We start from the raw sequence: 21,901 nt of genomic DNA, 5'->3' as shown, positions 1-21,901 counted from the left end.
CAATACTGAAACATGTTCTAGTCTTAACCGGAAAGGACCGGCGCGGCAACCCCGGAGGAGGAGTCGGATGGCGGCGACGCGGCGGCTGATCACCGTGCCGCCGACGGCCGGCGTCCCCGACCCGGTCCCCCTCGACCTGCCCGGCCGCGGGCGCACGGTGGTCACCGACGTCGGCCCACGGGACGCCCCCGCGCTCCTGCTGCTGCATTCCGTGGCCTGCACCGGCTTGCTGACCTGGTACCCCGCCCTGGCCGGGCTCGCGCGGCACCACCGCGTCGTCGTGTTCGACCAGCGGTGGCACGGCCGGGGCATCCGCTCGCCGGAGTTCCGGCTCGCCGACTGCGCCGGGGACGTACCCGCGGTCGCGGACGCGCTGAGCATCGGCCGGTTCGCGCTCGCGGGGTACTCGATGGGCGGGATGGTCGCCCAGCTGGTCGCCCGCGCCGAGCCAGAACGTGTTACCGGTTTGGTGCTGTGTTCGACCGCGAGCAGCTTCCGCCGCGGGCTGCGGCAGCGCGTCGCGCTCGACGTCTTCGGCCGGACGGTGCGGCAGCTGCGCGAGCGCGTGAAGCTGCCGGTCGTCCCCGCGGCCCCACTGCGGCGCGTCGAAGACCACCGGTGGGGGCTTCGGGAGTTCCGGTCGACCAAGCCGTGGGAGATCGCCGTCGCCGTCGACGAGATCGGCCGGTTCGACTCGACGCCGTGGCTCCACACGGTGCGGCTGCCGGCTGCGGTCGTCGTGACCGCGCGGGACCGCTTCATCGCCCCCGCGCACCAGCGCTCCCTGGCCCGCCGCATCCCGGGCGCGGCGACCTACGAGGTCGCGGCCGGGCACGCGGCCTGCGTCCTCGCCGCCGACCGCTGGGTGCCCGCCCTGCTCGCCGCCGTCCACTCCCTCTGAGGAAGGAACCCCACGATGGGACGCTTCAGCCTGCCGGAGCAGAAGCCCGACGGCCTGGACTCGCCGGTGACGGCGAAGGTCATGAAGTACGGCGCGAAGGCGCAGGTCGCGGTCTTCAAGCTGACCGGCGGCCGGATCGGCAGCACCTGGCGGGTCGGGGCCGGGTTCCGCAAGCCGGTGCCGACGCTGCTGCTGGAGCACCGCGGCCGCAAGTCCGGGCGCCGGTTCACCACGCCGCTGCTGTACCTGCGCTCCGGCGAGGACGTCGTCATCGTCGCCTCGCAGGGCGGGCTGCCGCGGCACCCGCAGTGGTACTTCAACCTGCGGGCGGACCCCGAGACGCGCATCCACCTGAAGGGGCACCGGGACGTCCCGGTGACGGCCCGCGTCGCGGAGCCGGCCGAGCGCGCCGAACTGTGGCCGCGGCTGGTCGAGCTGTACGCGGACTTCGCGAAGTACCAGGCGTGGACCGACCGGGAGATCCCGGTCGTGGTACTCAGCCCGCGGCCTTGAGCAGCTCGTCGAGGGCCTCCGGGAGCGCGTCGGCGAGCGGCCAGAGGTCCTTGACCAGCTCGCGCGCGCCCAGCAGGCCGACGTGCACCTTTCCCGCGTTGGACAGCACCGTGACGTTCAGGCCCGCGCCGTGGAAGACCGGGCCGAGCGGGTAGAGGCCGGTGATGCGCGCGCCGAGGAAGTACAGCGGCATCGGCGGGCCGGGCACGTTGGACACGACCAGGTTGTGCACCACCGGGTGCTTCTCCGCCAGGCGCAGCGCCGAGTACGCGCGCACGGCGAGGCCGAACGCCGTCGCGGCCGAGAACTGCGCCCAGTCCTGCAGCATGTCGGCGTCGATGTCGTAGTGGTGGTCCTTCGAGAGCCGGTTGGCCTCGGCGAGGAAGAAGACCCGCGCGGCCGGGTCGGGCAGGTGCGTCGGGAGCGAGGCGAAGAACGCCGAAACCTTGTTGCTGCCGTGGTCCCGTTCGGTCCGGTCGTGCACCGAGACCGGGACGGTCGCGACCAGCGGGTCGTCCGGCAGTTCGCCGCGGGCTTCGAGGAACTCGCGCAGCGCCCCGGCGACGAGCGCGAGCACGACGTCGTTCACCGTGACCCCGAAGGCGTTCTTGACCTCCTTGACCCGGTCGAGGTCCAGCTGGGCGAACGCGACGCTGCGGTGCCCGGTGATCGTGCCGTTCAGCGACGTCCGCGGCGCCGTGAACGGGACCGGCATCCCCTTGCCGCGCAGGGCCTTCCCGAGCCACCGCGGCACCAGCTCCAGCAGGTCGGGCAGCAGCCGGACGACTTCGGCGGGCCGTCTCACGACGTTCTCGACGCCCGAGCGCAGCAGGTCCAGCGCCGACGGCGTGCCCGGGTTGCCGGGCTGCTCGATCACCGGCGCCGGCGCGTCGGGCTCCAGCCCGGCGAGGTAGGTGATCAGGCTGGCACCGCTCACGCCGTCGACGCTGGCGTGGTGCATCTTCAGCAGCACGGCGATCTGGCCGTCGGCCAGGCCTTCGATGACGTAGAGCTGCCACAGCGGCTGCGCGCGGTCGAGCTGCTGGCCGGCGATGTGCGCGCACAGCTCGGCCAGCTCGGCGCGATCGCCGGGGGCGGGCACGCCGATGCGGTGCACGTGGTGGTCGAGGTCGAAGTCCTCGTCCTCGATCCACACGGGGTGGCTGAGGTTCCAGAGCGGGTTGTGCAGCTTGCGGCGGAACGCCGGGATCAGCCGGACCCGCTCGTCGAGCTTTTCCTTGAGCTTCGCGAAGGTGTAGCCACCGGGGACGGTCGAGCCGTCGAGGGTGAGCAGCCCGCAGACGTGCAGGACCTGGGACGGCGTCTCGAGGTACAGGAAGCTCGCGTCGAGGCCGCTCAGTCTCTGCATGCCGCCAGGGTAAGCCACTTCCGGTGAGCGGCGCGTCACCCTACTCACCGGTATCATCGCGCTGGTGCAGCCGAATTTCCTGATCCGCCGCGCGGTCCAGCTCGGTCTCACGGCGAACGCGCTCCGCCCCCTGCGGGCCCGCTCGACGACCATCCCGGTGTTCTTCGCCGGCTGGCTGACCGGCGAGCTGGCACCCCAGCTCCTGGCGCTGACCGCGGCCGACACCGCGGTCCACCTGGCCCGCCACGGCGCCCGCGACCGTTCGACGCAGGCCGGCCTGGCCATGGCCGCGGCGTCCGCCGCCGGTCTGGGCGCGCTGATCCGCACCGGCCACGGCGCCCGCGAGGAGATCGAGAAGGCGCTGACCGCGGCGCTGGGCGAGGACTACGCGTCCGAGCTGGGCCGCTCCGACCTCGGCCTCCCGTGGAGCGAGCTGGCGCTCCCGTTCCGGATGGGCGCCCCGGACGTGCGGGTCGATCGCAACATCGCGTACGCCCCGGGCGGCAAGCGCTTCTTGCTCGACGTGTACCGGCCCGCGTCGCCGGTGACGGGCGCGCCGGTGCTGCTGCAGGTCCACGGCGGCGCGTGGGTGATCGGCAACAAGGAGGAGCAGGGCCGCCCCCTGATGCGCTACCTGGCCCGCCGCGGCTGGGTGTGCGTGGCGATCAACTACCCCCTGTCCCCCACGCACAGGTGGCCGGCCCACATCGTGGCGGCGAAGCAGTCCCTGGCGTGGATCCGTTCGCAGATCACCGCGTACGGCGGCGACCCCCGCTTCGTCGCGGTGACCGGCGGTTCGGCGGGCGGCCACCTGGCGGCGCTGCTGGCGCTGTCGCAGAACGATCCGGCGCTGCAGCCGGAGTTCGAGGACGCGGACACGAGCGTCCAGGCCTGCGTCCCGCACTACGGCGTGTACGACTTCGCGGCCACGTCGGGTTCGCGGGCCAGCCAGTACCGGCTGGAGAGCCTGATCGCCCGGCGGGTGTTCGCGGCGGATCGGGACCCGGTGAACCACCTCGACGACTACATCGCGGCTTCGCCGCTGGACCGGATCAGTTCGGACGCCCCGCCGTTCTTCGTCATCCACGGCCGCGACGATTCCCTGGTCCCGGTGCGCGAGGCCCGCGAGTTCGTCCGTCGGCTGCGGGAGAAGTCCCGCCAGCCGGTGGCTTATGCGGAGCTGGCGGGGGCGCAGCACGCGTTCGACGTGTTCACGTCGGTGCGGAGCGCGCACGTGGTCCGCGGCGTGGCCCGGTTCCTGGACCACACGTACACCACGTGGAAGGCGGAGAACCGGTAGCCGGCCGGTCCCCGTGCGCCCCAATGTGGCGTTCGGTGCGTCAGACGCACCCAATGTGGCGTTCGGTGCGTTGGACGCAACCAACGCCACATTGGGGCGCTTGAGGGCTCGGGACCGGCGGTCAGTAGGCCAGGTCCACCGGGCTCGCCGACGGCGGGCCGTCCAACCGCCACTCCGTTCCGGAGCGGACGAAGCGGTACCAGCGGGCGTCGCGGCCGTAGCGCAGTTGCAGGCCGCCCTGGGTGAGGCGGTTGCGCCAGATCTTCGGCCGGCCCGGGAGGCCCGCTTCGGCCAGGATCGCTTGCGCCTCGGCCAGCGGGCCGGGGCCGGGTTGCCAGGTTTCGCGCAGGGCCGCCAAGCCGCCGCGGCCGGCTTCGCGCCAGGCTTCGGCCCAGCGGGTCAGGTCGCGGGGTGGCAGGCCCGCCGCCGTCGCGAGGGTGGTGATCTCCGGGGCGGTGCGGCCGGCCGCGCGGCGGGCCAAGTCCTCTTCGAACGTCAGCTCGGCCGCTGTCACGCCGCCGACCAGGAGGTCGCGGGCCAGGGCGGCCGCGTCCGCCGCGAGCGTCGACAGTGCGGCCGCCGTCCAGCCCGTGGCCGGTGGCGGGTCGAGGTCCAGGACCGCCGGGGATCCCGCGACGCGCGGCGGGGGCGGCACGGCCGGGATCGGCCCCGGCCGCCGGGCGTAGGCGGCTCGCGGGGTCAGTCCTTCGTCCGCCGCTTTCGGCAGCTTCGGTCGGTCCGCGCGGGCCGGCGACCGGCGGGCGCGCAGCTCGGCCAGGACGTCCGCCCGCGGCCGGCCGCGCAGCAGGAACAGCGTGAACGGATCGCGGTCCACCTCGTCGGCGACCAGGTAGTACACCGCGGCGACGTGCTTGCACGGGTTCGCCGAATCCGGGCACGAGCACCGCGGCCGTAGGTCGCCCGGGCCCGGCAGGAGGTCGGCGCCCGCCTCGCGGGCCTGCTCGGCGAGCGCGCCCGGAAGCTCGCCGTCGAGCAGCGCCGCCGCGTGCCCGAGCTGCGTGCCGACCACGCCCAGCAGGGTGTCCCACTCGCCGTCGGTGAAGGTGCGCATCGTGATGGTCACCTGGTACGGCTGGGGCCGGCTGCCGCGCACCCGCGCCGTCATCGCGCCGGCGCCGAAGTGCAGCTCGCTGACCGTGCCCTGGCGCGCGTAGGTGCGGCCGCGGGGCAGCCGGTTCGGATCGAGTTTCGCGCGCTGCTCCAGCGCGTCGACCCAGGCGCGGCCCCACCAGGTGGTGCCGAAGTTCCGCCGCGGTGGCATCACCCGCTCCCGAGCCGGACCAGGTCGGCGAGCGCGTCGTCGGAGAGCTCGGTGATCCAGTCCTCCCCCGCGCCGACGATCGACTCGGCCAGCCCGCGCTTCTTCTCGAGCACCTCGGCGATCCGCTCTTCGAGGGTGCCTTCGGCGATCAGCCGGTGCACCTGGACGGGCCGGTCCTGGCCGATGCGGTAGGCGCGGTCGGTCGCCTGGTCTTCGACCGCGGGGTTCCACCAGCGGTCGTAGTGGATGACGTGCGTGGCGCGGGTCAGGTTGAGCCCGACCCCGCCCGCCTTCAGCGAGAGCAGGAACACCGGGATCTCGCCGGCCTGGAACCGGTCGACCATGTCCTGCCGCTTCGACGGCGAGCTGTCCCCCGAGAGGACTTCGGTGGGCAGGCCGCGTTCCTTGAGGCGGCGTTCGAGCAGGCGGCAGAGCTGGACGTACTGGCTGAACACGAGGACGCTCTCGCCTTCGTCGAGGATGACGTCCAGGAGTTCTTCGAAGGCCGCGAGCTTGCCGGACCGGCCGGGGAGCGCGCCGTGCGGTTCTTTGAGGAACTGCGCCGGGTGGTTGCAGATCTGCTTGAGCTCGGTGAGCAGCTGCAGCACCTGCCCGCGCCGCTTGATGCCCTGCGACTCGCGGATTTCGGCGAGGTTCTCGCGCACCACGGCCTCGTACAGGGTGGTCTGCTCGGCGGTCAGCGGGACGAACCGGTCGGTCTCGGTCTTGGGCGGCAGCTCCGGCGCGATGTCCGGATCGGACTTGCGCCGCCGGAGGAGGAACGGCCGCACGGTGGCGGCGAGCCGTTCGGTGACTTCCTTGTCGCGGTCGCGTTCGATCGGCTTCGCGACGGTGCGGCGGAAGCGGTCGAGGGGACCGAGCAGGCCGGGCGTGGTCCAGTCCACAATGGACCACAGCTCGGTGAGGCGGTTCTCGACCGGGGTGCCGGTGAGGGCGACCTTGGCGCGGGCGGGGATCTTGCGGAGTTCCTTGGCCGTGGCGGAGAGCGGGTTCTTGACGTGCTGCGCTTCGTCCGCGGCGACCAGGCCCCAGTCCACTTCGGACAGCGTTTCGCGGTCGCGGCGGAGGACGCCGTAGGTGGCGAGGACGACTTCGTCGGGGGCGAGGTCGTCGAGGTGGCGGCTGCCGCCGTGGAACCTCCGGACGGGGATTTCGGGGGCGAAGCGGGCGAACTCGCGCTCCCAGTTGCCGAGGAGGGAGGTGGGGCAGAGGACGAGGGTGGGACCGCCGGTGGGGAGCGGGGATTCGACGCCGGAGGGCTGGCGCTCGGCGGCGGCCGGCTGCAACCCGGCGCCGGTGGACGCGGGCTCGGCGGCGACAGGTGGGACGTCGGCATCGGAGCGCGTGGACCCGGCGCCGGCAGGCCGGAGCGCAGGGCCGCCCGAGGGGGATGCGCCGTCGGCCGGCCAGGGCTCGACAGCGGGTCGAGCGCCGCCGGCCGACGCGGGCTCGGCGGCAGCGGGCTGAGCATCGGCGGCGACCGAGGGGGACTCGCCGACGGTGGATACGGGCTCGGCGGCAGCCGGCTGCGACTCGACGCCGGTGGGCTGGGGCCCAGCGGCGGACGAGAGCACGGCGGCGGGCCGGGAACCGGGCGGCAGGGCACCCCCACCGCTGGGTGCGACAGCCGGCAGCGGATCCGCGAGTTGCCGAGGACCGGACTGGGCGAGGGCACGCCGATGCAGGTGGAGGGCGATCAGCTGGATCGTCTTGCCCAGCCCCATGTCGTCGGCCAGGCAAGCGCCCAGACCCAGGCCGGTCATCGTCGCCAGCCACGCCAATCCCGCCTGCTGGTACGGCCGCAGCGTCGCCTGCAGACCCGGCGGCGGGACGACCTCCGAACCCGCCCGGTCGCGGATGCGGGAGGCCAGGTCGCCCAGGACCGGTGGGGCCGCGAACTCCACGCGCTCGCCGTCCAGTTCCAGCTCGCCCGTCAGCGCCGCCGCCAAGGCCTCGCCCGCGTCGAGCTTGCGGGTGCGGCCGCGGACGCGGGCCAGCAGCTGCGGGTCCACCCGGACCCACTGCCCGCGCAGGCGGACCAGGGGCCGCTTCGCCTCGGCCAGCGCCGCGACCTCCGCCTCCGTCAGCTGCTCGCCGCCCAGGCTGAGCTGCCAGCGGAACTCCAGGAGGCTGCGCAGCGCGAACTCCGCTCCCGCCACGCTCGCCGGCGCCTGCGTGGCGCTCGCCTTCGCCTTCACCTCGCCCGCGAACAGGCCCTTCGACCAGAGCACCTCGATGCCGGCTCCGCCCAGCTCGCGGGCGCCGTCGGTGAGCAGGTCGACGACCTCTTCGTCGGACAGCACCAGCGAGGCGGGCGCAGGCTCGGCCAGCACGCGGCCCAGCGGCGCCCACGCCCGCGCGCCGCGGCGCAGGCCGAGCAGGAGCTGCGTTTCGACCTGGTCGCCGAGGCGGTTCAGGACCGCGTCCGGAGCGTCCCAGAGCGTCGCCGCCTCCACCACCAGGCTCGGCTCCGCCATGCTCCGGACCGCCAGGACGCCGGCGAACGTGTCGTCGTCCAGGCCCTCGACACGCAGCAGCACCTGCACGCCCCGCGGCTCGCGGGCCTCCAGCTCGGCCAGCCAGGCGGCGCCGTCCGGGCCGAGCAGGGCCGGTTCGCGGGCGGCGAACGCCGGGTCGCCGGCGCCGACCGGGGCGGCCGGGCTGCGGACCAGCAGGTCGGCCGTCGCGTCCCACAAGGCGCGGACCAGGGAGTCCGGCGAGTGCAGCCGGATGCGTTTCAGGCCGGTCAGCGGCAGCGCGTACGCCTCCGGTGGCAGGGCGCCGGCGAGCCCGCGCAGCAGCTCCTCGTCCGCCGCGTCGAGCGGGCCGATCCGCCAGGCCGCCGCGCCGGCCGGGGAGACGGCCGGGCGCAGCCGGCCCCGCGCGACGAGGTTCACCCCCGCGTTGACCGCGGCCGACCACGCCGCGACGGCCGGGCTGGCCTCCTCCCCCACCGACAGCAGCCGGGGCAGCGCGCGTTCGAGCGGCACCAGCTCCGCGTCGACCTTCGTCCGCGCGAACTTGGCGCCCCGGGGCAGGACGAGCTCGATCGTGGTCCCGCCGGCCACGTCGTCGCCCCACAAGGCCAGCACGCCTTCCCGCGGGGGGTCCGCGGGGAGGTAGGTGGCCTGGGTGTCTGCGCTGAACTCCACGACGGCAACGCTAGAACACGCCACCGACAGTTTCGGGCCGGGCGGCACGAACGGTCCTTTCGCGCCGCCCCGGCGATCAGCGCGGCAGGCCCAGAAGCCGTTCGGCCGTCAGCGAAAGCAGCACCTGGGTGGTCCCGCCCGCGATCGACAGGCACCGCGTCAGCAGGTACTCGCGCTGCGCCGCCCCGTCCGCGAGGAGCGCGCCGGTCCCGGCCGCTTCGACGGCGAACGCGGCCACGTCCTGCCGGTGCCGCACCCCGAGCAGCTTCCGCACGCTCGACTCCGCACCCGGGTCCTGCCCGCCGAGCCGCCGCAACGCCGCCCGCAGGTCCAGCACCGAGCCCGCGACCCCGTCGGCCACCAGGGAACCGAGCCGGTCCAGCGCGACGTCGCCGAGCGCCGAAGCATCCATTGTGGACACCAGGGTCTGCACGCTCTCCCCGACGGCGGAACCACTCCCGATGGCCACCCGCTCGTTGGCCAGCGTCGTGCGCGCGAGCCGCCAGCCGCCGCCCGGCGTGCCGACCACGTCCGCGTCCGGGACGAACACGTCGTCCAGGAACACCTCGTTGAACACGGCGTCACCGGTGATCTCGCGCAGCGGGCGCGTGGTGATGCCCTCGGCGCGCATGTCGACCAGGAAGTACGTGATGCCCTTGTGCTTGGGCGCGTCCGGGTCGGTGCGGGCCAGGCAGATCCCCCAGTCGGCTTCGCGCGCGAGCGACGTCCACACCTTCTGGCCGGACAGCCGCCAGCCACCTTCGACGCGGCGTGCGGCCGTCCGCAGCGCGGCCAGGTCGGAGCCCGCGCCGGGTTCGCTGAACAGCTGGCACCACGTGAGCTCACCCCGGAGGGTGGGCCGGGCGAACCGGTCGCGCTGCTCGTCGCTGCCGTGTTCGAGGATCGTCGGCACCGCCCACGCGCCGATCACCAGGTCCGGCCGGCGGATCCCGGCCCCGGCGAGCGCGCCGTCGATCCGCAGCTGCTCCGCGGCGGCGGCACCCCGGCCGTAGGGCGCGGGCCAGTGCGGGGTCAGCAACCCGGCGTCGGCCAGCGCGGCCCGCTGCTCGCCCGCGGGCAGCGCCGCGATCCGCGTCACCTCGGCACGCAGGGCGGGATCGTCGCCGACGTCGATGTCCAGGGTGCGCTCCGACCCGTCCAGCGCCAGCGACGCCGCCCGCCGCCGCCACGTCCCGGTCCCGCCGAGCCACTGCCGCAGGGCCACCGCCCGGCGCAGGTACAGGTGCGCGTCGTGCTCCCAGGTGAACCCGATCCCGCCGAGGACCTGGACGCAGTCCTCGGCGTTCGCGACGGCGGCGTCGAGGGCGACGACGGCCGCGCTCGCCACCGACAGCGGGTGCTGCCCGGACGCCGCGTCCCAGGCCAGCGCTTCGGCCGCTTCGGCGCGGCAGAGCATCTCGGCGCAGAGGTGCTTGATCGCCTGGAACGCGCCGATCGGCCTGCCGAACTGCTCGCGGACCTTGGCGTAGTCGACCGCGACGGTCAGGCACCGCCGCGCCACGCCGGCGGCTTCGGCCGCGGCCAGCGTCGCCGCGAGAGGGGTGACCGGCGGCAGGGTGAGGACGTCGGCGCGGACGCCGGAGAAGCGGACGCGCGCGAGCGGACGCGAGAAGTCGAACGCGGCCAGGGGTTCGACCGTGACTCCCGGCGTGCCCGGCGCGAGCAGCACGTGCCCGCCCTCGGCGGGCACCAGGAGCCACGTCCCGGCGTCGACGCCGGGCACCGGGCCGGTGACGCCGCCGTCGAGCGGCGGCGCGTCCAGCAGCACGGCGAGCGTCGCCTCCCCCTCCGCCAGCGCCGGGAGCAGTTCCTTGGCGGCGGGGACCCCGGCGAGCAGGAGGCCGCCGAGCGCGGTGCCGAGCAGCGGACCCGGGACCAGTTCCCCGGCCGCGGCGGCGAGGCCGGCGGCCAGATCGGCGATACTGCCGTCGGCGCCGCCCACTTCACCGGGCAGCGCGACGCCGAGCAGGCCGAGAGCGGCGAACCCGGCGGGAATCCCGGTTTCGGCCGCGCGCACCGCCTCTCGCGGGTGGTGCGCGGCGGACCAGGCGTGGATCGCCTCGGCCAGCGCGGCCTGTTCGTCGGTGAGCGCGACCGGCATCGGGCCTCCTCGCGGGACGGGACACTACTCGCGAGTGTAGAACGTGTTACAGTTTTTCGGCCAGTGGGTCGATTGTTGAACGTTTCGCCAGGACAGGTACTCTACGTCATGAACTGGAACAAGTTCCGACGCAAGGGGGGACTCCGATGCCCGGCAAGACCAAGGCGCGCGCCAACGGCCTGAGCGCGATCGGTGCCGACGAGCTCGGCTCGGCCGCCCAGCGCGACCGGCGGCGCCGGATCATCGACGCGACCCTCGCCCTGGCCTCGAAGGGCGGCTACGACGCCGTCCAGATGCGGGCCGTCGCCGAGAAGGCGGACGTCGCGCTCGGCACCCTCTACCGGTACTTCCCGTCGAAGATCCACCTGCTCGTCTCCGGGCTGGCGCGCGAATTCGAGCGTGCGCAGGAGAAGCTCGAGCGGCAGGCCATCCCAGGCGAGACGCCCGCCGAGCGGCTGATGTTCGTGCTCGGCCGCAACACCCGCCTGATGCAGCGCGACCCGCACCTGACCGAGGCCATGGTGCGCGCGTTCATGTTCGCCGACACGTCCGCGGCCGCCGAGGTCGAGCAGGTCGGGCTGCTGATGGAGAACATGTTCGCCAAGGCGATGGGCATCGACGAGCCCACCGAGGCCGACCGGGACATCTTCCACGTCGTCGCCGACGTCTGGATGGCGAACCTGGTGGCCTGGGTGACCCGCCGCGCCTCGGCGGCCGACGTCGCCAACCGCCTCGAACTGTCGGTCCACCTGCTGCTGGACAAGTAGCCGCGCCTCAGCGGTGCGCGTCGGCCACCTCGGCCAGCTCGTCGAGGGCCTTCAGCGTCTCCGCTTCCGGCAGCGTGTCCAGCAGGAACGTGTACCGCTCGACGCCGGCCTCGCGGAAGCCGTCGATCACCTTCGGGATCGTCGGGCCGCCGAAGACCGCGAACTGGACGTCTTCCCGCCCCTGCTCGGCCAGCCAGCGGCGGACGCGCTGCGCCTCCTGGTACTTCGTGTAGCCCCGCAGCAGCCAGCCGTCGCCGTACTTGGCGAGCCGGTTCAGGGCCGCTTCGCTCTCGCCGCCGATGTAGATCGGGACGTGCGGCTTCTGCACCGGCTTCGGCCAGCTGAAGATCGGGTCGAAGCCGACGTGCTCGCCGTGGAACTCGGCCTCGTCCTTCGTCCAGATCTCCTTGAGCGCGGCCAGCTGCTCGTCGATGAGCGCGCCGCGGGTCTTCGGGTCGGTGCCGTGGTTGCGCATCTCCTCGCGGTTCCAGCCGACGCCGACGCCGAACAGCGCGCGCCCGTCGGAGATCAGGTCCAGCGACGCGACCTCCTTCGCGGTGTGGATCAGGTCGCGCTGGATCAGCAGCGCGATCCCGGTGCCCAGCAGCAGCTCCGAAGTCGCGGTGGCCGCGGCGGTGAGTGCCAGGAACGGGTCGAGCGTGCGGTAGTACACCCGCGGCAGGTCTCCCCCGCCGGGGTAGGGCGTTTCCCGGCTCGCCGGGATGTGCGAGTGCTCGGCCAGGAACAGCGAGTCGAAGCCGCGTTCCTCCAGCGCCGCACCCAGCACGTCGGGGCGGATGCCCTCGTCGGTCACGAACGTCGAGATCCCGAATTTCATGCTCCAGGAGTACCACCGCCTTGACAGCGGGTGCACGATGGAGTCATCTCATCGCACGTTGAATAAGGGGGCTGTCATGGACGTACAGGACGTCGACTTCGAAGAGCTCTACCAGGGCGCCACGCCGATGGGCCGCAAGATGCCCTGGGACCTCGGCGCACCGCAGCCCGCGGTCGTCGCGCTGGCCGACGCCGGCGAGTTCGGCGGCGACATGCTCGACATCGGCTGCGGCCTCGGCGACAACTCCGCGTTCCTCGCCTCGCGCGGCCTGCGCGTGACCGGGCTGGACGGCGCGCCGTCGGCGATCGAGCAGGCCCGCGCCCGCGCCGCCGCGAAGGGCCTCGACATCGAGTTCGCGGTCGCCGACGCGACGAAGCTCGAAGGCTACGAAGGCCGTTTCGACACGGTCCTCGACAGCGCGCTCTACCACTGCCTGGCCGAGGACGAGCGGCACCGCTACCTCGCGGCGCTGACCCGCGCGACCCGGCCGGGCGCGCGGCTGCACCTGTTCTGCTTCTCGCCGGAGGTCCCGGACGCGTTCCCGGCGCCGTACCTGATCAGCGAAGCCAACCTGCGGGAGACGGTCGGGAAGGACTGGACGATCGAGGTCCTCGAGCCGACGCTCTACACGACGTCGATGGACCTGGAGGAGCTGCGGCAGAGCGTCCGGGTGGTGCTGGACGCGGACCCGGCCGGGCTGACGGCGATGGCGACCGACGCGGACGGGCACGTGCTGGTCCCGGTCTGGCAGCTGAAGGCGGTACGTTCGGCCGGGTGATCGGGGCGCGCAACGGATGGGCCTGCCGTCAGCCTGACGCTACGATCGTCGAATGCTTTCGCAGACCAGTGGCCTACTGCGCCAGCTCGCCGACAGCATGGTCGCCGACAATTCCTTGAGCGCGAACGTGCAGCAGCACGAGGACCAGGTTCGCTCGGCCGCCGAAATGGATCACCGGGTACGTGCGGCAAACCTGACAGATCTGCTGGGCGAAAGCGGAAATCCGCTGATCATGGTCACCCGCACGTTCTCGGCTGCTCCGCACATCGCGAACTGGACGCGCGGTCTCGACGCGACGTCCGTGGCTTCGGACCTCACCACGGGTCGCTCGGTCGCGGAGGTGGCACTCAGGTACGGATTCGCTTCGATCGAGGCGGCGACCGAGGGACAGCCGGGTTTTCCGATCGAGATGATGACCAAAACGCTGCGGGCCGAGCTCTCGCTCCCCCGGGCGTCGGCGGAGCGGGTGGCTGCCCATTTCGTCGCCGCCTACCTGCTTCTTCACTTCATCACAACCGCCAAGGCGAGTTTCTCGGCCGTGGCACTGCGCGACAGTTGCGCACAGCTGGCGGGCGACGACGACCCGGTCACCCGTCTGGTGACGGCGCTGTGGGCATGATCATCGAATCGGGGCTCGTGCCGCGGTCCGCGGCGGAACCCTGTGCCGATCGGCTGATCGAGGGCCGGTACTTGGTCGGCGTCGCGGACGGAGCCACGCGGAAGTCCTGGGACACCGGCCCCGACGGGGCGGCCCTGGCCGAAGCGATCGCAGGGCACCTGGCCGGCATCGCACGAACCTGCCCCGCTCGTGAAGTCGTCGATTCGGCGACGGAGGTGGTGGAGAAACTGCTGGCCGCGGACGGAGTCGCGGCGGGATCGGGCTCCGCCGTGTCCTTCTGCGTGCTGCACACCGGACGCCAGGAGGTGTGGCGAGTCGGCGAGGCGCGGCTCATGCTGGACGGCGAGCCGGTGCGACCACGTCGTTCCGGCGAGCGGATCGTCGCCGAGGCCCGCGCCCTCGTCCTCAGACACAGGTTGGCCGCAGGCGCCGCCGTAGCCGACCTGTGCGCTGAAGATCCCGGCCGCGCCGCCGTGCAGCAACTGCTCAAGGCACTGACCGGCTTGCGCAACCACCAAGACGACCCCGCGGGCTTCGGAGCGCTGGACGGCCGTCCGGTGCCGGACCGCTTCGTCGAAGTGATCCCCCTCCCGCGGGGCACCCGGGAAGTCGTGATCACGACCGACGGCTATCCGGAGCCCGCACCCACCTTGGCCGAGGCTGAGCGCCTGCTGGCCGAGCGCCTGGCGCGAGACCCGCTGATGATCGATCCGCCGGAGACGAAGGGGCTGCGCCCGGCCGCCAACTCGTTCGACGACCGGGCCTACGTGCGGCTCGGCCGCGTCACCCCAGCTTGAGCCACGCCGCTGCGGCCGGCGCGTCCCGGTGCAACCATTGGCGCAGCAACTGAATGGTGATGTAAAGCGGAAACGCCAGCTCACCATTGCTGCCGTAGCGGCGCTCGACGGCGTCCAGCGCTCCCAAGAGCCCAGGGACGCCGTCTTTCGGGTCGAAGCGTTCAGCGAGCTGGTCGTCGACGTAGCGCCGCTCCATTCCCCTCACCTTGGGCTCGACCGGCCCGAGCGAAGCCACCCCGTAGAACTGGGGCTTGCCGCCCCAAGCGGTAACCCGGCAGTAGCCGATGATCTTGATGTTCTCGGGTCCGTGGCGCTGGTCGCCACGGAGTCCCATCTCCTCGACCATCTCGCGCCACATCGTGTACTTCACGAAAGAACACAGGTCGCGGCACCGAGGCGGCGGCTCCGGCCGGCTCCTCCGCCGTCCCTCTTCGGCCACCAGGTCCTGCCAGTCGGCCGAACCACTACCGGAACCGATGATCAGGCCCCCGTTCATGATGTTCTTGTTGGCCTGCCGCTGCAGCAGCAACCGCCCCTCGGAGATGGCCAGGACATCGGCGCCGATGTGGTTGGAGCAGGTGCTCAACGGGAGCCGGGGAAGCGGCCCTCGGCCATCCGGACCCAGATCCGGGAACTCCAGGTACTCGTGCGCTGCGTGGTGCTCGCGGTATTCGTAAAGCGCCAGGCGGTTGGTCACGAGAAACGCCGAGTAAGTGGTCCGCCGGACTTTGGCCGTCGTGATGCCCGCCTCAAGGTCCGACTCCAGGCGAACCTTGTCCTCGTCGAAGTCGAGGGTGGGAACCTTGAGCTTGCGCACCGTCTCGTGCTCCGCCGAAGGCGGACGCCACATCTTGTGCTGCTTCTCCAGCGTGATGAACGGGTCGGTCGTCAACTCGGCGTCCAGCACCGGGTCGTGGACCGCTTGAGAGCCCTCGAACTCGATCTTCTCCCACGAGTCATAAGGACTCTTGTAGGGGAGCTGCAAAGGTCTCTGCCGGAGCTTCGACTCGATGGTGAGGATCTTCTTGAGGTCCTTGTACACCTTCTCGGAGATGTCGATCAGCTCCTTGGCGGCAACGGCAATGGTCAGCCCGACAAGGATCCAGAACGAAGCCGAGCGCGGCACCAGTATCTCAACAATCAGGAGGAAGATGCCCACCGTCAGTTTCAGCGGCCGCTGTTGCACGAAGGCCCATGCTCGCCACAGACCGATCCTCAGTTGGATCATGCATACCTCCACCCCGCCTTCGCGCAGTTGCCGTCACAGTCGCCGAAACTGTCCAGCACGTTACGCAAAGACGAACTTCAGGTATACAAACAAGGAAGAGTCGCGCTTGTGCGGCGTCTTGGCAGCGGATCAGCGACGTTCGACGGCCGCAGAGCTCAGACGTTGCGCCGGTACTGGCCCCCGACCTCGAAGAACGCCTCCGTGATCTGGCCCAGCGAGCACACCCGCGCGGCGTCCATCAGGACCCCGAACAGGTTGCCGCCGCGGGTTGCGGCTTCGCGCAGGGCCTTCAGGGCCTGCTGGGCTTCCTCGTGGTGGCGGTGGTGGAAGTCGGCCAGGCGGTTCAGCTGGGACTTCTTCTCGTCCTCCGTCGCGCGGGCCAGTTCGACCTCGATGTCGTCCTCGCCCGCGTTCGGGTTGCGGAACGTGTTGACGCCGATGATCGGGAGCGAGCCGTCGTGCTTCTTGCGCTCGTACAGGATCGACTCGTCCTGGATCTTGCCGCGCTGGTAGCCCGTCTCCATCGCGCCCAGGACGCCGCCGCGCTCGGAGATGCGGTCGAATTCGGCCAGGACCGCTTCCTCGACCAGGTCCGTCAGCTCGTCGATGACGAACGAGCCCTGCAGCGGGTTCTCGTTCTTCGACAGGCCCCATTCCTTGTTGATGATCATCTGGATCGCCATCGCGCGACGGACCGACGACTCCGACGGCGTCGTGATCGCCTCGTCGAACGCGTTGGTGTGCAACGAGTTCGCGTTGTCGTAAAGCGCGCAGAGGGCCTGCAGCGTGGTGCGGATGTCGTTGAAGCTCATCTCCTGCGCGTGCAGCGACCGGCCGGACGTCTGCACGTGGTACTTGAGCTTCTGCGACCGCTCGTTCGCGCCGTAGCGGTCGCGCATCGCCACCGACCAGATCCGGCGGGCCACCCGGCCCAGGACCGAGTATTCCGCGTCCATGCCGTTGGAGAAGAAGAACGACAGGTTCGGCGCGAAGCAGTCGACGTCCATGCCGCGGGCCAGGTACGACTCGACGTAGGTGAAGCCGTTCGCCAGCGTGAAGGCCAGCTGCGAGATCGGGTTCGCGCCCGCCTCGGCGATGTGGTAGCCGGAAATCGAGACCGAGTAGAAGTTCCGCAGGTGGTGCTCGATGAACCACTCCTGGATGTCGGCCATCATCCGGAGGCTGAACTCGGTGGAGAAGATGCAGGTGTTCTGGCCCTGGTCCTCCTTGAGGATGTCGGCCTGCACCGTGCCGCGCACGTTCTGCAGCGTCCACGAGCGCAGCTCGGCGGCCTCGGTGTCGGACGGGTCGCGGCCGTGCTCGGCGCGGAACGCCTCGACCTTCTGGTCGATCGCGGTGTTGAGGAAGAAGGCCAGGATCGTCGGCGCCGGGCCGTTGATCGTCATCGACACCGACGTGTTCGGCGCGGTCAGGTCGAAGCCGTCGTAGAGGACCTTCATGTCCTCGAGCGTCGCGATGGACACGCCCGAGGTGCCGACCTTGCCGTAGATGTCGGGGCGCGTGTCGGGGTCGTGGCCGTAGAGGGTCACGGAGTCGAACGCCGTCGAGAGCCGCTTCGCCTCGGAGTCGGCCGAGAGCAGCTTGAACCGGCGGTTGGTGCGGAACGCGTCACCCTCGCCGGCGAACATCCGGGCCGGGTCCTCGCCCTCGCGCTTGAACGGGAAAACGCCCGCGGTGTAGGGGAAGTAGCCCGGCAGGTTCTCTCGGCGCAGGAACGACAGCAGCTCGCCGTCCTCGCTGTACCGCGGCAGGGCGACGCGCGGGATCCGGTTGCCCGACAGCGTGTCGCGCCACAGCTGCGTGCGCAGCTCCTTGTCGCGGATCTTCACGACCAGCTCGTCCTGGCGGTACTCCTCGGCCAGTTCACGGAAGCGCTCGAGGAGCTTTGCCGACTCGCCGTCCACATCGGACTCGGCCGCGGCGAGCAGCCCGTCGAGCGCGTCGGTCGTCGCGTCCACCTTGGACAGTTCGGTCCTGGTCAGCGCCAGCGCGTTCCGCTTGCGGACCGCGGCGACCTGCTGCTCGGTCTTCGCGTGGTAGCCGCGCACGGAGTCGGCGATCTCGGCCAGGTACCGCGCGCGGTTGCCGGGGATGATCGTCGAGGCGTCCGTGGACACCTTGCCCTCCACGCGGGGCAGCGTGCCCGCCGAGACGGTCAGCCCGCGCTCGGCCAGCATGCCGCGCAGGTGCTGGTACAGCGCCGTGACGCCGTCGTCGTTGAACTTCGCCGCGCTCGTGCCGTACACCGGCATGTCCTCGGGGCCTTCCGAGAAGGCCTCGCGGTTGCGCACCAGCTGGCGCGCGACGTCGCGGCGGGCGTCCTCGGCGCCGCGACGCTCGAACTTGTTGATCGCGACGACGTCGGCGAAGTCGAGCATGTCGATCTTCTCCAGCTGCGACGCGGCGCCGAACTCCGGCGTCATCACGTACAGCGACTCGTCCACGAAGTCGACGATCCCGGCGTCGCCCTGGCCGATGCCCGGCGTCTCGACGATCACCAGGTCGTAGCCGGCGGCCTTGCAGGCCAGGATCGATTCGCGCAGCCCGGCCGGGATCTCCCCCGACGTCGTGCGCGTGGCCAGCGAGCGGAAGTACACCGGGGAGCCGTCGAGGCAGTTCATCCGGATGCGGTCGCCGAGCAGCGCGCCGCCGCCCTTGCGCCGCGACGGGTCGACAGCGAGCACCGCGATCCGCAGCTTGTCCTCCTGGTCGAGCCGGAAGCGGCGGACCAGCTCGTCGGTCAGCGACGACTTGCCGGAGCCGCCGGTGCCGGTGATGCCCAGTACCGGCACCGTCCGCCCGGCCGCGGCTTCGGTGATGCCGTCGAGCAGCTCGCCCGGCAGCCGGTCGGCCGCCAGCTGGGTGATGACCCGCGAGAGCGCGGGGACGTCGCCGGCGAGCACCTTGTCCAGTGCCGGGCCCTCGGCCGCGAGGTCGGTGTCGCAGGCCTCGATCATCGAGTTGATCATGCCCGGCAGGCCCATCTCGTAGCCGTCTTCCGGCGAGAAGATGCGGGCGACGCCGCGCGAGTGCAGCAGGTCGATCTCCTCGCGCACGATCACCCCGCCCCCGCCGCCGAAGACCTTGATGTGGCCGGCGCCACGCTCGCGCAGCAGCTCGACCAGGTACGAGAAGTACTCGACGTGCCCGCCCTGGTAGGCGGAGATGGCGACGCCCTGGACGTCCTCGGCGATGGCGGCGGTGGCCACCTCGTCGACCGAGCGGTTGTGCCCCAGGTGCACGACCTCCGCGCCCTGCGACTGCAGGATCCGCCGCATGATGTTGATCGATGCGTCGTGGCCGTCGAAGAGGCTCGACGCGGTGACGAACCGGACGGGGTGCACGGGGCGGTACAGCTCACTGCTCATCCCCTAAAAATACTTTGGCTTCCTACTATTGGAAACCCGAGGACCAGTGACACGGCTCTCAGCACCGCTCACGACAACCTTGACAGTGCGCAGCTGAGGACTACGTTTAACGTAGTCGTTAATTAACAAGGTGCTGAAATGACCATTCCCGCAGACCACCTGAGCCGCACGTTCGCGGCCCTCGCCGACCCGACGCGGCGCGCCATCCTCGCCCGGCTCTCGGCGGGCGAAGCGACGGTGAACGAGCTCGCCGAGCCGTTCCCGATGAGCCTGCCCGCCGTTTCGCGGCACCTCAAGGTGCTGGAGCAGGCCGGGCTCATCACCCGCGGCCGCACGCGCCAGTGGCGGCCCTGCCGGCTGGCGGCGAAACCCCTGGCGGACGTCGCCGACTGGGTGGCGGCCTACCGCCCGTTCTGGGACGGCGGGTTCGACCGCCTCGAGGAGCACCTGCGCACCCTGCGGAACGGGAGCGAGGATGCCTGACCTCACCATCACCCGCGTCTTCGACGCGCCCCGCGAACTGGTCTTCGCCGCCTGGACCGACCCCGACCAGCTGGCGAGCTGGCTGGGGCCGCACGGCTACACCGGCTCCGCGGTCACCCTGGCGACGCGGCCGGGCGGCGCCTGGCGGGCGTGCATCCGCTCCCCCGAGGGCGACGAGCACTGGATGCACGGCACCTACCGCGAGATCACCGCCCCGGAGCGGCTCGTGTTCACCTTCACCTGGGACACCGAAGGCGACCTGCGCGCGGAGACCCTCGTGTCGATCGACTTCGCCGATCTGGGCGGCAAGACGGAGATGACCTTCGTCCAGACCGGCTTCCCGGCCGTCGCCGACCGCGACGGCCACCACGGCGGCTGGACCTCCAGCTTCGACGACCTGGCCGGCTTCATCCACCACCGAGGAGAGGAAGACCGATGACCGCGACCCAGCACGCCCTGCCCGAGATCGTCTCGCCGGAGGAATGGCAGGCCGCGCGCGACGCACTGCTCGTCAAGGAGAAGGAGCACATGAAGGCGGCCGACCACCTCGCCGCCGAACGCCGCCGGCTGCCGATGGTGCCGTTCACCAAGCCGTACGTGTTCACCTCGCCCGAGGGCGAGAAGAGCCTGCTGGACCTGTTCGAGGGACGGCCGCAGCTGATCGTCTACCACTTCATGCTGCACCCGGGGGACGAAGCGGGCTGCCCCGGCTGCTCCCTGCTCGTCGACAACATGCCGCACCTGGCCCACCTGCACGACCGGGACGTCACGCTCCAGGTCGTCGCGCCGGCCACGCTGCCCGAGATCGAGTCCTACAAGAGCCGGATGGGCTGGGACGTGCCGTTCGTGTCCTCGCACGGCAGCGACTTCACCGAGGACTGCGGCGTCGGCATGGGCTTCGGGATCAGCGTCTTCCTCCGCAACGGCGACGACGTCTACCGGACGTACTTCACCACCGGCCGCGGCGGCGAGATGTTCCTCGCCTCGCACCGGTACCTCGACGTCACGCCGCTGGGCCGCCAGGAGGCGTGGGAAGAGGAGAGCCGGGGCGACGACGGTCCCGGTGCCTGGTGGCGCCGACACGACGAATACTGAAGTTTTTCCGGCGGGCGTGTCCGGTCCGCCGGCGCGGCCCCGACCTGCTGGTGACACGAAGCACGAGGAGGCGGAAATGCGCGAGCTCATCCACATGGTCCACACGTCGCTCGACGGCTGCGTCGAGGGCCCGGACGGCGAGTTCGACTGGCCCGTGATGGGGCCCGAGCTGTCCGGGTACTCGCGGGAGCTGAGCGCGCGGTGCGGTGAGTTCGCCTACGGGCGCAAGGTGTGGGACATGATGGCGGCGTTCTGGCCGGCGGCCGAGTCGATCTCGGACGACCCGCACGACATCGCCTTCGCACCGGTCTGGCGCGAGACGCCGAAGGTCGTGTTCTCGCGGACGCTGGAGAAGCCGGGCTGGCACACCCGGGTCGTCGGCGGCGACCTCTCCGCGGCCGTGGCGTCACTGAAGGCCGAACCGGGGAAGGACCTGCTGCTCATGGGCGGCGCGGAGCTGGCCGCCGCGCTGACCGCGCGGGGCCTGATCGACGAGTACCAGGTGTTCGTGCACCCGGTCGTGCTCGGCGGCGGCAAGCGCCCGTTCGCCGAGGGCACCGCGCGGCTCGGCCTGGAGCTGGCCGGGTCGCGCACCTTCGACGACCGGGTCGTGCTGCTGCGCTACCGCCGGGCGTGACCGGCGCCGGGCCCGGGGCGTTCCCCGGGCCCGTGCGGCGTCAGCGGGCGTTCGCCGCCCGGAGCGCGATCCACTGCCGCATGGCGTACTCGACCAGCGTGATGAGCGTCTGCTTGGTCGACTCGCGGTCGCGCGCGTCGCAGCGGACGATCGGGATGTTCGGGTCGATCGACAGCGCCTCGCGGACGTCGTTGATGTCGTGCTCCAGGACACCGTCGAACGTGTTGACGCCGACGATGTACGGCAGTCCGCGGTCCTCGAAGAAGTCGATCGGGGCGAACGAGTCCGCCAGCCGGCGCGTGTCGGCGAGCACCACCGCGCCGATCGCGCCGCGGACGAGGTCGTCCCACATGAACCAGAACCGCTGCTGACCGGGCGTGCCGAACAGGTAGAGGATCAGGTCCGCGTCGAGGGAGACGCGCCCGAAGTCCATCGCCACCGTGGTCGTCGACTTGCCCGGCGTGTGGTCGAGGTTGTCGACGCCGACGCTGGCGTCGGTCATCATCGCCTCGGTGGTCAGCGGCACGATCTCCGACACCGACCCGACGAAGGTCGTCTTCCCCGCTCCGAAACCGCCAGCCACCACGATCTTGGCGGATGTCATGGTCGG

General features: G+C 71.6%; 19 protein-coding genes. 11 read left to right on the top strand and 8 right to left on the bottom strand.

Features of this window, described 5'->3' with window-relative positions:
• Positions 1-67 precede the first annotated feature (67 nt).
• Both AB5J73_RS25270 and AB5J73_RS25265 read left to right on the top strand, forming a co-directional pair.
• Positions 68-901: an alpha/beta fold hydrolase gene (locus AB5J73_RS25270; protein WP_370961156.1), complete on the top strand. Its 834-nt coding sequence runs from the start codon at positions 68-70 to the stop codon at positions 899-901.
• 15 nt (positions 902-916) lie between these two features.
• Entirely contained in the window at positions 917-1,414 is a 498-nt protein-coding gene (locus AB5J73_RS25265; RefSeq protein WP_370961155.1) for a nitroreductase family deazaflavin-dependent oxidoreductase, read from the top strand.
• Here AB5J73_RS25265 and AB5J73_RS25260 read toward each other — a convergent pair.
• Positions 1,398-2,783, bottom strand: coding sequence for a wax ester/triacylglycerol synthase family O-acyltransferase (locus AB5J73_RS25260; protein ID WP_370961154.1), 1,386 nt, complete (start codon positions 2,781-2,783; stop codon positions 1,398-1,400). The genes AB5J73_RS25265 and AB5J73_RS25260 overlap by 17 nt on opposite strands.
• 64 nt (positions 2,784-2,847) lie before the next feature.
• Between AB5J73_RS25260 and AB5J73_RS25255 the strand changes: the two genes are divergently transcribed.
• Positions 2,848-4,083, top strand: a complete 1,236-nt coding sequence (locus tag AB5J73_RS25255; protein WP_370961153.1) for an alpha/beta hydrolase — start codon at positions 2,848-2,850, stop codon at positions 4,081-4,083.
• Positions 4,084-4,204: 121 nt separating this feature from the next.
• Here AB5J73_RS25255 and AB5J73_RS25250 read toward each other — a convergent pair whose 3' ends face one another.
• The 3 genes from AB5J73_RS25250 to AB5J73_RS25240 form a co-directional block, all read right to left on the bottom strand.
• The gene (locus AB5J73_RS25250; protein ID WP_370961152.1) at positions 4,205-5,365 is read right to left on the bottom strand and encodes an SWIM zinc finger family protein; all 1,161 of its coding nucleotides are present in this window, start codon (positions 5,363-5,365) and stop codon (positions 4,205-4,207) included.
• The gene (locus AB5J73_RS25245; protein ID WP_370961151.1) at positions 5,365-8,538 is read right to left on the bottom strand and encodes an SNF2-related protein; all 3,174 of its coding nucleotides are present in this window, start codon (positions 8,536-8,538) and stop codon (positions 5,365-5,367) included. The genes AB5J73_RS25250 and AB5J73_RS25245 overlap by 1 nt, the downstream gene beginning before the upstream one ends.
• 76 nt (positions 8,539-8,614) lie before the next feature.
• Entirely contained in the window at positions 8,615-10,660 is a 2,046-nt protein-coding gene (locus AB5J73_RS25240) for an acyl-CoA dehydrogenase family protein (protein WP_370961150.1), read from the bottom strand.
• A gap of 146 nt (positions 10,661-10,806) precedes the next feature.
• Between AB5J73_RS25240 and kstR the strand changes: the two genes are divergently transcribed.
• Positions 10,807-11,427: a cholesterol catabolism transcriptional regulator KstR gene (gene kstR, locus AB5J73_RS25235; RefSeq protein WP_370961149.1), complete on the top strand. Its 621-nt coding sequence runs from the start codon at positions 10,807-10,809 to the stop codon at positions 11,425-11,427.
• Positions 11,428-11,434: 7 nt separating this feature from the next.
• On the opposite strand, the gene AB5J73_RS25230 is transcribed toward kstR, so the two are convergent.
• The gene (locus tag AB5J73_RS25230; RefSeq protein WP_370961148.1) at positions 11,435-12,265 is read right to left on the bottom strand and encodes an LLM class F420-dependent oxidoreductase; all 831 of its coding nucleotides are present in this window, start codon (positions 12,263-12,265) and stop codon (positions 11,435-11,437) included.
• A 76-nt stretch (positions 12,266-12,341) separates the two neighbouring features.
• Here AB5J73_RS25230 and AB5J73_RS25225 point away from each other — a divergent pair, with 76 nt between their 5' ends.
• From AB5J73_RS25225 to AB5J73_RS25215, 3 genes are read left to right on the top strand one after another with little or no spacing between them, the layout of a single operon-like run.
• Complete coding sequence (locus AB5J73_RS25225; RefSeq protein ID WP_370961147.1) at positions 12,342-13,043, top strand: class I SAM-dependent methyltransferase; 702 nt, start codon at positions 12,342-12,344, stop codon at positions 13,041-13,043.
• A 52-nt stretch (positions 13,044-13,095) separates the two neighbouring features.
• Positions 13,096-13,662, top strand: a complete 567-nt coding sequence (locus AB5J73_RS25220) for a hypothetical protein (protein ID WP_370961146.1) — start codon at positions 13,096-13,098, stop codon at positions 13,660-13,662.
• The gene (locus AB5J73_RS25215; protein ID WP_370961145.1) at positions 13,659-14,459 is read left to right on the top strand and encodes a hypothetical protein; all 801 of its coding nucleotides are present in this window, start codon (positions 13,659-13,661) and stop codon (positions 14,457-14,459) included. Before AB5J73_RS25220 ends, AB5J73_RS25215 begins: the two co-directional genes overlap by 4 nt.
• Here the strand turns inward: AB5J73_RS25215 and AB5J73_RS25210 are convergent.
• Entirely contained in the window at positions 14,446-15,687 is a 1,242-nt protein-coding gene (locus tag AB5J73_RS25210; RefSeq protein ID WP_370961144.1) for a hypothetical protein, read from the bottom strand. The genes AB5J73_RS25215 and AB5J73_RS25210 overlap by 14 nt on opposite strands.
• A gap of 155 nt (positions 15,688-15,842) precedes the next feature.
• Positions 15,843-19,076 (bottom strand): fused isobutyryl-CoA mutase/GTPase IcmF, encoded by a 3,234-nt coding sequence (gene icmF, locus AB5J73_RS25205; RefSeq protein ID WP_370961143.1) that lies wholly within the window; start codon positions 19,074-19,076, stop codon positions 15,843-15,845.
• Positions 19,077-19,214: 138 nt separating this feature from the next.
• On the opposite strand from icmF, the gene AB5J73_RS25200 reads away from it, so the two are divergent.
• From AB5J73_RS25200 to AB5J73_RS25185, 4 genes are all read left to right on the top strand, one after another.
• Positions 19,215-19,559 carry an ArsR/SmtB family transcription factor gene (locus AB5J73_RS25200; RefSeq protein ID WP_370961142.1) on the top strand — a complete coding sequence of 115 codons (345 nt, stop codon included), beginning with the start codon at positions 19,215-19,217 and terminating at the stop codon, positions 19,557-19,559.
• Positions 19,552-19,998: an SRPBCC domain-containing protein gene (locus tag AB5J73_RS25195; protein ID WP_370961141.1), complete on the top strand. Its 447-nt coding sequence runs from the start codon at positions 19,552-19,554 to the stop codon at positions 19,996-19,998. Before AB5J73_RS25200 ends, AB5J73_RS25195 begins: the two co-directional genes overlap by 8 nt.
• A complete protein-coding gene (locus tag AB5J73_RS25190) occupies positions 19,995-20,654 on the top strand; it encodes a DUF899 domain-containing protein (RefSeq protein ID WP_370961140.1) in 660 nt (219 codons plus the stop codon). The genes AB5J73_RS25195 and AB5J73_RS25190 overlap by 4 nt, the downstream gene beginning before the upstream one ends.
• 76 nt (positions 20,655-20,730) lie before the next feature.
• A complete protein-coding gene (locus tag AB5J73_RS25185) occupies positions 20,731-21,291 on the top strand; it encodes a dihydrofolate reductase family protein (protein ID WP_370961139.1) in 561 nt (186 codons plus the stop codon).
• Positions 21,292-21,331: 40 nt separating this feature from the next.
• Here the strand turns inward: AB5J73_RS25185 and AB5J73_RS25180 are convergent, their stop codons facing one another.
• Positions 21,332-21,895 carry an ATP/GTP-binding protein gene (locus AB5J73_RS25180; protein ID WP_086861521.1) on the bottom strand — a complete coding sequence of 188 codons (564 nt, stop codon included), beginning with the start codon at positions 21,893-21,895 and terminating at the stop codon, positions 21,332-21,334.
• Between the last annotated feature and the right edge of the window lie 6 nt (positions 21,896-21,901).

The organism is Amycolatopsis sp. cg9, from assembly GCF_041346945.1.
Lineage (GTDB): Bacteria > Actinomycetota > Actinomycetes > Mycobacteriales > Pseudonocardiaceae > Amycolatopsis.
This window is presented reverse-complemented; position numbering and strand designations above follow the sequence as displayed.

What these genes read in the sequence shown, in the direction of transcription:
- AB5J73_RS25190 (WP_370961140.1), top strand. Translation starts at nt 19,995, where the DNA reads ATGACCGCGACCCAGCACGCCCTGCCCGAGATCGTCTCGCCGGAGGAA.
- AB5J73_RS25260 (WP_370961154.1), bottom strand. Translation starts at nt 2,783, where the DNA reads ATGCAGAGACTGAGCGGCCTCGACGCGAGCTTCCTGTACCTCGAGACG.
- AB5J73_RS25180 (WP_086861521.1), bottom strand. Translation starts at nt 21,895, where the DNA reads ATGACATCCGCCAAGATCGTGGTGGCTGGCGGTTTCGGAGCGGGGAAG.
- AB5J73_RS25250 (WP_370961152.1), bottom strand. Translation starts at nt 5,365, where the DNA reads ATGCCACCGCGGCGGAACTTCGGCACCACCTGGTGGGGCCGCGCCTGG.
- AB5J73_RS25270 (WP_370961156.1), top strand. Translation starts at nt 68, where the DNA reads ATGGCGGCGACGCGGCGGCTGATCACCGTGCCGCCGACGGCCGGCGTC.
- AB5J73_RS25265 (WP_370961155.1), top strand. Translation starts at nt 917, where the DNA reads ATGGGACGCTTCAGCCTGCCGGAGCAGAAGCCCGACGGCCTGGACTCG.
- AB5J73_RS25185 (WP_370961139.1), top strand. Translation starts at nt 20,731, where the DNA reads ATGCGCGAGCTCATCCACATGGTCCACACGTCGCTCGACGGCTGCGTC.
- AB5J73_RS25210 (WP_370961144.1), bottom strand. Translation starts at nt 15,687, where the DNA reads ATGATCCAACTGAGGATCGGTCTGTGGCGAGCATGGGCCTTCGTGCAA.
- AB5J73_RS25220 (WP_370961146.1), top strand. Translation starts at nt 13,096, where the DNA reads ATGCTTTCGCAGACCAGTGGCCTACTGCGCCAGCTCGCCGACAGCATG.
- AB5J73_RS25215 (WP_370961145.1), top strand. Translation starts at nt 13,659, where the DNA reads ATGATCATCGAATCGGGGCTCGTGCCGCGGTCCGCGGCGGAACCCTGT.
- AB5J73_RS25230 (WP_370961148.1), bottom strand. Translation starts at nt 12,265, where the DNA reads ATGAAATTCGGGATCTCGACGTTCGTGACCGACGAGGGCATCCGCCCC.
- icmF (WP_370961143.1), bottom strand. Translation starts at nt 19,076, where the DNA reads ATGAGCAGTGAGCTGTACCGCCCCGTGCACCCCGTCCGGTTCGTCACC.
- AB5J73_RS25240 (WP_370961150.1), bottom strand. Translation starts at nt 10,660, where the DNA reads ATGCCGGTCGCGCTCACCGACGAACAGGCCGCGCTGGCCGAGGCGATC.
- AB5J73_RS25195 (WP_370961141.1), top strand. Translation starts at nt 19,552, where the DNA reads ATGCCTGACCTCACCATCACCCGCGTCTTCGACGCGCCCCGCGAACTG.
- AB5J73_RS25225 (WP_370961147.1), top strand. Translation starts at nt 12,342, where the DNA reads ATGGACGTACAGGACGTCGACTTCGAAGAGCTCTACCAGGGCGCCACG.
- AB5J73_RS25200 (WP_370961142.1), top strand. Translation starts at nt 19,215, where the DNA reads ATGACCATTCCCGCAGACCACCTGAGCCGCACGTTCGCGGCCCTCGCC.
- kstR (WP_370961149.1), top strand. Translation starts at nt 10,807, where the DNA reads ATGCCCGGCAAGACCAAGGCGCGCGCCAACGGCCTGAGCGCGATCGGT.